We start from the raw sequence: 11,937 nt of genomic DNA on the forward strand, positions 1-11,937 counted from the left end.
AAAGGGAGGCGCTATTATGATTTATTTTGACAATGCAGCTACTACCATGAGGAAACCGGACTGCGTTATAGACGCGGTTGCGGATGCCATGAGGAATTTTGGCAATTCCGGCAGAGGGGCCCATGAGGCTTCCCTGGATGCGTCCAGGATGATTTATGAAACCAGGGAGAGGATTTCTGAATTGTTTCACCTGGGCAATCCCCTGCAGGTTGCATTTACCAGTAATTCCACGGAAAGCCTGAACACGGTCATCCAGGGCCTGTTCTCAGAAGGGGACCATGTGATTACCACGGTGCTGGAGCATAATTCCGTGCTCCGTCCTCTTTATCTGATGGAAAAGCGGGGAGTCAGCCTGACGATTCTGCCCTGCGATGAGAAGGGAGTTCTGTGTTATGACCGGCTGGAGGAAAGCATACGGCCTGAGACAAAGGCAGTTGTATGTACCCATGCTTCCAACCTGACGGGCAACCGGATGGATTTGGAACGCATTGGCGGGCTGTGCCGCAGACATGGAATCCGCCTGGTGGTGGATGCGTCCCAGACAGCGGGAGTCCTTCCCATTGACATGAAGCGGATGCATATAGATGTGCTGTGCTTTACCGGCCATAAGGGGCTTCTGGGCCCCCAGGGAACAGGCGGAATCTGCGTGGGTGACGGCATCCGTATAAAACCCCTTAAGGCAGGGGGAAGCGGCGTCCACACCTATCTGAAAGAACATCCCCAGGACATGCCCACTGCCCTGGAGGCAGGTACGCTGAACGGCCATGGAATAGCAGGTCTTCACGCCGCCCTTGGCTTCATAAAGGAGACGGGAGTGGAAAACATCCACCGGAGAGAGGCGGAACTGATGCGCCGGTTTTATGAGGGAGTGTCGGGGATACCGGGTGTACGGGTGTACGGTGATTTCTCTTCGGATGAGCGGGCAGCCATCGTGGCCCTGAATATCGGAAATTACGATTCCTCGGAGGTCAGCGACGAACTGGCTGTCACCTACGGAATCTCCACCCGGCCGGGCGCCCACTGTGCGCCTCTGATGCATGAATCCTTTAAAACCGTGGAACAGGGAATGGTGCGGTTCAGCTTTTCTTACTTTAACACAGAGGAAGAGGTTGATACCGGAATCCGGGCAGTAAGGGAATTGGCTGAGGAAGAGTAAGGATTTGCATGTTAAGATAGTTGAAATTACAGATGGATTTTCCTTGACTTCTGCGGGTATATTGACTATAATGATAATAAGAATAGTTATTATTTTTAGAAACCCGTAAATACAGAAGAAAAGGAGGTTTTATATGAGAAGTATCACCAGGTTGGATTTACAGTATGCACACAGGTTTTATGGTTTTAAGGGTGAAGCACAGTATCTGCACGGACACACAGGCATATTGACATTGGAGGTAGAGGATACGGTTAATGCAGGTGTCAATATGGTATTCCCCTGTAACGAGATTCAGAAAACAGCATGGGAGGTTCTGAAAAACTTTGACCATGCTACGATTTTACGGGAAGACGACCCATTGCTTCCGGCGCTCCTGGGGGTATATGAGGCCCAGGGTATCAAGGACGGGGCTCCTAACAATACAATGAAAGGCCCGGCCTTTAAAACAGAGCTTGCCACAGCATATCCGGAATGCCGTCTGGTTGTAACAAAGGAGACAATGACGGTTGAGGGCATGATTAAAATTGTCTATGACTTGCTGAAGGACAAGTTAAACATCGTGAAAATAACCTTTACCAGCGGTGTAAATGCAGCGTCCGAGGAATTTAAGCCCCAGAGGACCATGGACCGCTGTCCGTTATGCGGTATTGCATTAGATGAAAACGGCGTGTGTCCGAAATGCGGATATAGGAAATAGGCCGGAACAGGAACAGGCAGGCGGAACAGGCGCTGGTATTAACTAAATATGTGTTTGAAACAGAGAATGCCGTGGCAGATTGAAAATGCCGCGGCTTTTTTTTGCCCATATTTATACAGATGTTTATGACGGTTCGGTAAAAGGGCTCCCGGAGAGTGGATAATATGCATATATAAATATAAAAAAAGTCATTAAAACTATGCAATAGTTCAGAATAACAAAAGAAATGTAAGAATAACAAATGGAAAAACGCACAATAAAGTCATATAATATGACTATCGGAGGTAAAAACTCCCAATGATTACGTGAACTGAAAATATGATATAAAAGGAGAGGTGTATTATGAAAAAACGGTTTTTAACAGCTTCACTGGCAGCAATGATGGTTTTAAGCCTGGCGGCATGCGGCGGCGATAAGCCGGCCGATACCACGGCAGCTCCTGCTGCCACAGAAGCACCGGCAGAGACTAAGGCGGAGGAGAAGGCAGAAGAGCCTAAGGCAGAGGCAGCGGCCGCAGGTGAGAAGGCTCCTGAGGATTATAAGGGAACCGTGGTGGTATATTCACCCCATGATGCAGATCCGCTGAATGCAGGCGTTAACCTGTTCATGGAGAAGTATCCCAATGTTAAGGTTGAGGTAGTGGCAGCAGGTACCGGCGAGCTGTGCAACCGTATTGCGGCTGAGACAGCCAACCCCATTGCAGACGTATTGTGGGGCGGCGGCGCTGACTCCCTGGCAGCATTTAAGGAATATTTTGAACCTTATGTATGTGCTAACGATGAATTCATAGGCGCTGCTTACAAGGACCCGGATGGGCTGTGGATTGGCGAGAGCCCATTGCCAATGGTTATTTTCTATAACAAGGACCTGATTGAGAAGGACGGACTGACCATTCCTGAGACATGGGAAGACCTAACAAAGCCTGAGTGGAAGGGCAAGATTGCATATTGTCTGCCATCCAAATCCGGTTCTGCTTATACACAGCTGTGTACCATGATTCTGGGCCATGGCGGCAAGGAAGACGGATGGGATTTCATCAAGAAATTATATGACAACCTGGACGGAAAGATTGTTGACTCTTCAGGCAAGTGCCATAAGATGGTGGCAGACGGCGAGTTCTATGTAGGTCTGACCCTGGAGAAGGCAGCTGTACAGTATAAGGATGACCCGTCGGTAGGATTTGTATATCCGAAGGATGGAACCAGTGCTGTTCCTGACGGCGTTGCCCTGGTTAAGGGATGCCCCAATGAGGAAAATGCAAAGCTGTTCATTGATTTTGTTACTTCCAAAGAGTGCCAGACAGAGCAGAGCGGAAACTGGGGACGACGTCCTGTAAGAAGCGACATGGAAGTTGGCGAGGGCATGGCTAAACTGGAAGATATCCCGCTGGTTGATTATGACTTTGACTGGGCAGCCAATGAGAAGGAAGCCATCATTGAGCACTTCAATGACATTATGGTAGACTAAATCCGAGGGAGTATTTGTGTATATATAAGCAGTAGGTATTAAGTAATCAGGAAACGTTAAACTGTCAGAGGAACATGGTGAAAAGGCTGTCCGGACCCGGAAGGGCGGGACAGTCTTTCACGTAAAGGGTATGATTGGAGGAGACTGGTATGAGCCATGCAGTTATCATAAAGGACGCCGTTAAGAGGTACGGTGATTTTACAGCGTTAAAAGGAGTGAATCTGGAGATAAAACAGGGCGAATTTTTTACACTGTTGGGGCCCTCCGGATGCGGCAAGACCACCTTGCTCAGGATGATAGCAGGGTTTAACAGCGTGGATGGCGGGGAAATCTGCTTCGACGACAAGGTCATCAACAATCTGGAAGCCCATAAGAGAGATATCGGCATGGTGTTCCAGAACTACGCCATCTTCCCCCATCTGACTGTGGCGGAGAATGTGGCCTACGGGTTAAAGGCAAAGAAGTATCCAAAGGACCAGATTCCAGGCAAGGTGGATGAGGCCCTTGACCTGGTTCAGATTAAGAAGTTAAAGGACAGAAAGCCCAATGAGCTGTCAGGAGGACAGCAGCAGAGGGTGGCCCTTGCAAGGGCCTTTGTCATAGAGCCCGGCGTACTGCTGATGGATGAGCCCCTGTCCAACCTGGACGCAAAGCTCAGGGTACAGATGAGGACGGTTATCAAGAAGCTCCAGCGCCGGCTGGGAATCACCACCATCTATGTGACCCATGACCAGGAGGAGGCCCTGGCCATCTCAGACCGCATAGCAGTTATCAAAGAGGGGGACGTGATGCAGGTGGGGTCCCCTGAGGATATATACAAGAAGCCTCAGAACACCTTTGTGGCAGGATTCATCGGCGTGTCCAATTTTGTGGAATGTGATGTGGACGGCAAACATCCGGAGGCAGCTATCCTGGACATCAAGGGTGAGTGCACCATCACATGCAGGCTTAAGGCCCCCTTTAAGGGAAAGGGGATTATTTCAGCCAGGCCGGAGCAGCTGTTCTTTGACGAGAAGGAAGGACTGCCGGGAAAAATTGTCATATCCACCTTCCTGGGGGATTTCATTGAATATGAAATTGAACTGGATAACGGCCAGACCGTGCAGCTTAACGAGTACACAAAGGATGTGCGTGAGCTGCGTCCTGACGGGCAGAGGGTGAAGGTAAACTTTGATATCAATGCTGTAGGCGTGTACGATGCCCAGACCCAGGAGGTGATTTCATGGTAAAATCGCGGAAAAAGCTGGATTTCTGGTTCTGGGTCAAGGTGCTGGTAGTGGGATTCATGCTGATTTTCCTGTTTTATCCCTTCTGTACCCTGATAACACGAAGCTTCTTTTCAAAAAATGCAGCTGGCTTTACCCTGGAGAACTATATCCGGTTCTTTACTAAGAAGTACTACTACACGGCTCTCGGACGAAGCCTGTTCGTGTCCGTTGTAACTACACTGACCACCCTGGTGGTAGGCGTGCCCATAGCCTATGTCATGTCCAGATATAACATAGTGGGAAAGAGGTTCATCCATATTTTCATCATCATGAGCCTTATGAGTCCTCCTTTTATCGGGGCTTACAGCTGGATTACCCTGTTCGGGCGTTCCGGTTTCATCACCAGCATGTTTGCAAATATCGGTATCCATCTGCCCAGCATTTACGGCAAAATTGGCATTATCATCGTATTTACCTTTAAATTATTCCCCTATGTGTACCTGTATACCTCAGGGGCCATGGGAAGCATTGATTCAAGCCTGGAGGAGGCCGCGGAAAATCTGGGCAGCAATAAGCTGCGCAGGCTGTGGACCATTACCCTGCCAGTGGTGCTTCCGTCCATCGCAGCAGGAGCCATCATGGTGTTTATGACCAGCCTGGCTGATTTTGGAACGCCCATGCTGATTGGCGAGGGATATATGGTGCTTCCGGTTCTGGTATACAATGAATACATGAGTGAGATTGGGGGCAACGCCCACCTGGCCAGTGCCCTGTCTGTTATCATTGTAATCTGTTCCACAACCGTTCTGCTGGTGCAGAAGTATTATGTATCCAGAAAGAATTATGTCATGACAGCCATGCGTCCTCCCAAGGAAGAGGTGCTGCACGGATTGAAGCGTTTCCTGGTGACCTTCCCTGTGATGCTGGTTACTTTTGTGGGAATCCTGCCCCAGATTGTGGTGCTTATCACCAGCTTTATCAAGTGTGATTTCACAGGCTTCCAGAAGGGATTCAGCCTTGGCAGCTACATTACCATTTTCAACCGCCTGTGGACCAACATCAGGAATACCTTTGTATTCTCCACCATTGCCATTGTGTTTATCATAGCGCTGGGTATGCTGATTTCCTATATCGTGGTCCGGCAGAAGGGTCTGGCCGGGCAGCTGATGGATTTAATCATCATGTTCCCCTTTGTCATTCCCGGAGCAGTGCTTGGTATCAGCTTAATCGTTGCATTCAATAAGCCTCCTGTCATCCTGACAGGTACGGCCCTGATTATCATTATAGCTTTTGTGGTCAGGAAACTGCCCTACACGGTCCGGTCAGGAAGCGCCTTCCTGCAGCAGATGGATCCGAGTGTGGAGGAGGCGTCCATCAGCCTGGGCGTGTCTCCTATGAAGACCTTCGGCAAGGTGACAGCAAGGCTTATGGCGCCCGGCGTCCTGTCCGGAGCCATTCTCAGCTGGATTACCTGTATCAATGAGCTGTCATCCAGCGTCATGCTCTACGGCGGCAAGACAAGTACCATTTCCGTGGCCATCTATACAGAGGTGGTGCGCAACAGTTACGGCACAGCGGCAGCCCTGGCATCAATACTGACTGTGAGCACAGTGGTCATGCTGCTTATCTTCCTGAAGGTGAGCAAAGGAAAGGTGTCAATCGTGTAGTGTTAGGAGAAAACATATGGTAAAGTTCGGTACAGGCGGCTGGAGAGCCATTATTGGAGAAGAATTTACAAAAGAAAACATACAGAAGCTGGCATTGGCCATATGCCTTAAGATGAAGGCAGAGGGAGCGGAGGGCCAGGGCATTGTCATGGGGTATGACCGGCGGTTTCTTTCCAAGGAGGCCATCATATGGTCCTGCGAGATATTTGGGAATCAGGGAATCCGTGTGTGGTTTGTAAACCGCAGCTCGCCCACCCCCCTGGTAATGTTCTATGTGATGAAGCATGAACTGAGCTACGGCATGATGGTGACTGCCAGCCATAATCCGGCCATCTATAACGGTATCAAGGTGTTTACCTACGGAGGCCGGGATGCAGATGAGAAACAGACCTCGGAAATTGAGTATTACCTGGAACAGGCGGAGGAGCTCTACATGCCAAATGAGGAGGAAAACGGGCAGATGCCCCCGCCCTCATATCTGGAGCTTGTAAGGCAGGGCATGGTCCGGGAAATTAATCCCATGAACGAGTACCTGGATAATATCATTTCTGTGATTAACATGGATGCCATCAAGGAACGGGATTTGCGTATTGCCATTGACCCCATGTACGGTGTGAGCCTGACGGCCCTGAGCACCATTCTTTCCATTGCAAGGTGCACCATAGAAACCATTAACTCCAGGCACGATACCCTCTTTGGCGGAAAGATGCCCGCGCCCACGGAGCGGACCCTGCGGAATCTGCAGAATTATGTGCTGGACCGCTATTGTGATATCGGTATTGCAACGGACGGGGATGCGGATAGGCTGGGAGTGATTGATGACCAGGGGCATTATCTCCATGCAAACGACATACTGGTCATGCTCTACTACTATCTGCTGAAATACAAGGGGTGGAGGGGACCTGCCGTGCGCAACCTGGCCACCACCCATGTGCTGGATAAGGTGGCTGAGAGCTTTGGACAGAAATGCTACGAGGTGCCCGTGGGATTCAAGCATATATCCGCTAAAATGCAGGAGAAAGACGCCATTATAGGCGGTGAGTCCTCAGGTGGTCTGACGGTAAAAGGCCATATACACGGCAAAGACGGCATCTATGCAGCCACCCTTCTGGTGGAGATGATAGCTGTCAGCGGCAAGAAGCTGTCGGAGATTGCAGCGGATATCAGAAAGGAGTACGGGGCCATCCACATGGCGGAGCGTGATTACAGGTTCACGCCGGAGGAAAAGGAACGTATCCATCACATCCTTATGGAGGAAAAGAAACTGCCGGAGCTGCCATTTGAGACAGACCATGTATCCTATATTGACGGATGCAAGGTATATTTTAAGAACGGAGGCTGGGTAATCGCCAGGTTTTCAGGCACAGAACCTTTGCTCCGCATATTCTGCGAGATGGAACATGAGGCGGATGCGGTCAGGGTGTGCAATCTGTTTGAGGAGTATCTGGGGCTGTAGAAAGATTCCGGATGAACAGGAGATATTAAAATGGTTATTAAACCCCATCATTTTATGGATATTATCAAGCTGCTTGGAGGCGGAATCCAGGTGTTTGTACCGGATACGGATTACGGCCATGATTTTTACAGGGCGGCAAACGGGATAATAGAGAACCGCCAGCAGCAGATAAAAGTTACAGCCGGGGCGAGGAAATATCTGGGATTGGATAAACAAAGTGAATAGGCAGCCGGTTTTAAGGTGCCGGTCTATGATTAAAGGTTGTGGTTTCACCGGCATTGGCCGGTGGAAACGCAGCCTTTTTTTGGCGGATAATCTGCCTGGTTTTTGTATCAGAGTTGTAAAATTGTTTCTGGGTTCCGTGTACAAATGATATAATGAGCCTAATTACTTTAGTTTACAGGTTAAATGATACAACCACAGGTTAAACGTCTCCGGCAGTAAAGGAGACGGGACAAAAGATGAGGAGGTACTGTTAAATGGGGAACATGTCAGGGGGAAAAAGGCAGAGCAGGCTAAGGGGCTGGGTATTCTGGCCGCCGTTTTTGGTACTGTTAATGGTATTGATACTGGGGTTTGTGTCCCAGGATGCCTTTTTGAAGGTGGTCAACGGGGTAAAGGATTGGATTTGGGGCAATTTTAAATGGCTGTTTTCCGGTTATGGACTGGCGGCAGTGGGAGTTTGTTTTTATGCCTGCTTTTCTAAATTCGGCAACACGGTCATCGGCGGAAAGGACGCCAAACCAATACTGGGCAAATTCAACTGGTTTGCTATCAGCCTGTGTACCACCATTGCGGCAGGCCTGATGTTCTGGGCAGCGGCAGAGCCGCTTTATCTCATGAGCGACCCGTCGCCCTTTTTTGATATTGAGCCAAACTCGCCCCAGGCAGCTGTTTTTGCCATGGCCCAGATGTATCTGCACTGGGGAATCACACCTTATGCAATCTATGCCCTGGCGGCAACCGTGTTTGCATTTACCTATTACAATATGAAGAAACCATTTTCATTGGGGTCCTGCATCTCTCCGTTACTGGGGGAACGGGCCACAAAGGGAAGACTGGCGGACGGCATTGACGCTCTCTGTATCTTCATACTCTGCGCCGGCATGTCCGGTTCCCTGTCCACAGGAGCTTTTTCCGTGGCAGGAGGCGTATCCAACATAACAGGCATACCCACCAACAGCATTATGCTGATAATGGTTATGGCGGCCATTATACTGGTCTATACCATATCGGCGTCGTCCGGCATTATGAAGGGGATTAAGTGGCTTTCCAGCTTTAATGTATACATATTTTCGTTTCTGATTCTGTTCATTTTCCTGTTTGGTCCCACAAAATTTATCCTGAATTTTGGTACGGAATCAGTGGGAGAGCTGATGGATTCCTTTTTCATGCGCAATCTGTTTACGGATTCCATGAATCTTGGCAACAGTTCCTGGTCCAGCCTGGGGAATATGAAGGTGGGATACTGGGCCAGTTACCTGGCCTGGGCGCCGGTTACAGCCTTGTTCCTGGGGAAACTGGCCAGAGGATATAAAATAAGAGACTGTATTATCATAAACCTGTTTGTGCCCACTGTTTTTTCCATGATTTGGGTTTCCATATTCGGCGGCACCGCCATCCATATGCACATGCAGGAGAGCCTGATTCCGCTGCTGGAGACATCCGGGGCAGAATCCATTGTATATAAGCTTTTCGAGGTGCTTCCCCTGCGTCAGCTGTGTATTCCTGTGTTTGTGCTTGCCACCTTCATATCCTTTGTCACTGCCGCTGATTCCAATACCAATGCAATTGCTTCTGTGTGCACCAGCGGAATGTCTGAGGAGGAGATGGAGGCCCCGGTGGCCCTTAAGATACTCTGGGGCCTGATAATCGGCATTATGGCGGCTGTCATGGCTGTGTTCACAGGAGTGGGAGGCGCAAAGACTCTTGCCAGCATAGGCGGTTTTCCCTCCATGTTCCTGCAGATTGCCTCCTGCGCAGCACTGATTAAGATAATGCGCAATCCCGGGAAATACGATAAGTGCAGCCAGAATACAAATGACGAAATGTAAGATAGGGGGATGAGAAGCATGTACCGGATACTGATTGCAGAAGATAATAAGGCCATATCCAACCTGATTAAGACCCACCTGTCCTTTGCCGGATACGATACCAGCCAGGTTTATGACGGGGAGTTTGCACTGGAGATTCTGGAGGCAGAACCCTTTGACCTGCTGATTCTGGATTTGATGCTGCCAAAGGTAAGCGGGGTTGATATCCTGGCCAGGGTAAAGGATTTCCGGATGCCCATTATCGTGGTGACTGCCCTGGATGATTTGAGCAGCAAGGTCCAGTGCCTCCAGGTGGGAGCCGATGATTACATAACAAAGCCATTTGACAGTATGGACCTTTTAGCCAGAGTGGGAGCGGTGCTGCGCCGGTGCAGGCGCCGTCCCGTGTCCCTCAATGTCAGGAACATCAGTGTGGACCCTGACCTGCACCGTGTGCTTAAGGACGGAAAGGAAATGGAGCTGACTCCCAAGGAGTTTGACCTGCTGTATTATCTGTGCTCCAACTGCGACAAGGTGCTGACCAGAAAGGAAATCCTCTCCGATGTATGGGGATATAACTATGTGGGGGAAACCAGGACTGTGGATATCCACATCCAGAGGCTGAGGAAAAAGCTGGATTGGGAAGGCATCATACAGACTGTTACCAAGGTGGGGTATCTGCTTAAGGGGAGTGATGACAGATGAAACTTTGGCAGAAAATATTCCTGGGCGCATTCATAGCCAGCGTGGCCATTTTCTTTTTCTGCGGATTTTATCTTGTGGTGACAGGACTGCACTTTACGCTGGAAGGAGAGATGGAGAGGACGGAATATTACCAGTCCGTATACGCGGGGAAAATTGAGAATTTTTTTCAGGAGTCAGAGGCCGGAAAAGGCTTGTCAGGGTTCATGGACGGTTTCAGGGAGGAGCTGGCGGGAGAGGGACGGTACCTGCAGGTATGGGCCGGGGAGAGGCTTACATATGACAGCTTTGAAAAGTTCCCCCCGGCTCCCCGCTACACCTTTGTGGAGGGGCAGGCAGCCTATACGCCCACTTATATGAAGGACATAGGGGATTCCAGGTATCTGTACGTGGAGTCTGAATTTCCATATGACAATATGATGTATAAGGTAGTGATGATTAAGGATTTATCTGATATATATAAATCCTGCGACATGCAGCTGAATATTTTCTTTGCCCTGTGCCTGCTTCAGGCTTTTATTACAGCCATGATTATGTTTCTGATAACAAAGAGGATTACCTCTCCCATTGAACGGCTGAATGAGGCGGCAAAACTCATGGCTCAGGAATCCATTCCCCTTAAGCTGCCCGTGGAGGGAGAGGATGAAATCAGCGAGCTGTCCCATAATTTCAATCTCATGTCTGCTGCCATCAACAGAAACATTGATGATTACAAACAGATTGTGGGCAATCTGACCCACGAAATCAAGACGCCGCTGACATCCATCATAGGCTATGCGGAACTGCTAAAAAACCACGACTGTGATAAAGAGCTTCAGGAACAGGCATTGGACTATATCCTGGAGGAAGGCAAAAGGCTGAATTCCATTACCCGGAAAATGATTAAGCTGTCACGCATACAGCCGGGACTGCTGAATATTGAACGGCAGGATGTGAAAAAAATGCTGGAGACATCGCTGATGGCAGTACGGATGAAAGCCAACCAGAAAGAAATCCGTTTTACCACGGACATCCCGGAGGGCATATTCTGCTATGGGGACAGGGAGCTGCTTATTACCATGATGGAAAACGTGCTGGACAATGCAATTAAGGCTTCCCATGAAGGGGGACTGATTGAAATCAGGGCGGCCGGGGAAGAAAACGCCCTGGCATTTATCCGGGTAACGGACCATGGAATCGGAATCCCGGCCGATATTCTGGATAAGATAGACCAGCCGTTTTATAAGGGAGATAAGGCCCACAGCCAGGGGGAGGACGGTTTCGGCATGGGACTGGCCATCTGCAAGTCGGTGATGCAGCATCATCACGGTTCGCTGAAATACGAGAGCGCAGAGGGAGTATATACCACGGTCACCATGGGGTTCCCGGCTGGGGACTACCTGCGTCTGGAGTCGCCGGACCAGACAGACCAGATTAAACCGGACACTCTGTGGATGTACGAGGCGTCAAATATTATAAGATAACAAGGAATTTTGGCGGATTGTATCAAAGCTGTAACAAAACTGTTGTCTTTTGAACAAGAAGACAGCAGTTTGATTTTTATCCGCTATA

10 protein-coding genes are annotated in these 11,937 nt (G+C 49.5%); all 10 read left to right on the top strand.

Features of this window, described 5'->3' with window-relative positions; genetic code table 11:
* The first annotated feature begins 16 nt into the window (after positions 1-16).
* Positions 17-1,156, top strand: a complete 1,140-nt coding sequence (locus tag I2H39_RS26425; protein WP_138310405.1) for an aminotransferase class V-fold PLP-dependent enzyme — start codon at positions 17-19, stop codon at positions 1,154-1,156.
* Between the two features lie 133 nt (positions 1,157-1,289).
* The gene (locus I2H39_RS26430) at positions 1,290-1,853 is read left to right on the top strand and encodes a 6-carboxytetrahydropterin synthase (protein ID WP_138310404.1); all 564 of its coding nucleotides are present in this window, start codon (positions 1,290-1,292) and stop codon (positions 1,851-1,853) included.
* A 342-nt stretch (positions 1,854-2,195) separates the two neighbouring features.
* Positions 2,196-3,320 carry an ABC transporter substrate-binding protein gene (locus I2H39_RS26435; RefSeq protein ID WP_195627935.1) on the top strand — a complete coding sequence of 375 codons (1,125 nt, stop codon included), beginning with the start codon at positions 2,196-2,198 and terminating at the stop codon, positions 3,318-3,320.
* Positions 3,321-3,469: 149 nt separating this feature from the next.
* On the top strand, positions 3,470-4,549 hold the full coding sequence (locus tag I2H39_RS26440) for an ABC transporter ATP-binding protein (protein ID WP_138310402.1): 1,080 nt from the start codon (positions 3,470-3,472) through the stop codon (positions 4,547-4,549).
* A complete protein-coding gene (locus I2H39_RS26445; RefSeq protein WP_138310401.1) occupies positions 4,543-6,195 on the top strand; it encodes an iron ABC transporter permease in 1,653 nt (550 codons plus the stop codon). The genes I2H39_RS26440 and I2H39_RS26445 overlap by 7 nt, the downstream gene beginning before the upstream one ends.
* Positions 6,196-6,211: 16 nt before the next feature.
* Positions 6,212-7,651, top strand: a complete 1,440-nt coding sequence (locus tag I2H39_RS26450; protein ID WP_195627936.1) for a phosphoglucomutase/phosphomannomutase family protein — start codon at positions 6,212-6,214, stop codon at positions 7,649-7,651.
* Positions 7,652-7,681: 30 nt separating this feature from the next.
* On the top strand, positions 7,682-7,876 hold the full coding sequence (locus I2H39_RS26455; RefSeq protein WP_195627964.1) for a hypothetical protein: 195 nt from the start codon (positions 7,682-7,684) through the stop codon (positions 7,874-7,876).
* A gap of 254 nt (positions 7,877-8,130) precedes the next feature.
* A complete protein-coding gene (locus tag I2H39_RS26460) occupies positions 8,131-9,705 on the top strand; it encodes a BCCT family transporter (protein ID WP_195627937.1) in 1,575 nt (524 codons plus the stop codon).
* 18 nt (positions 9,706-9,723) lie between these two features.
* Positions 9,724-10,389 (top strand): response regulator transcription factor, encoded by a 666-nt coding sequence (locus I2H39_RS26465; protein WP_138310398.1) that lies wholly within the window; start codon positions 9,724-9,726, stop codon positions 10,387-10,389.
* A complete protein-coding gene (locus I2H39_RS26470) occupies positions 10,386-11,849 on the top strand; it encodes a HAMP domain-containing sensor histidine kinase (RefSeq protein ID WP_138310397.1) in 1,464 nt (487 codons plus the stop codon). The genes I2H39_RS26465 and I2H39_RS26470 overlap by 4 nt, the downstream gene beginning before the upstream one ends.
* The last annotated feature ends 88 nt before the right edge of the window (positions 11,850-11,937 follow it).

The organism is Clostridium sp. 1001283B150225_161107_B6 (assembly GCF_015556325.1).
GTDB lineage: Bacteria > Bacillota > Clostridia > Lachnospirales > Lachnospiraceae > Enterocloster.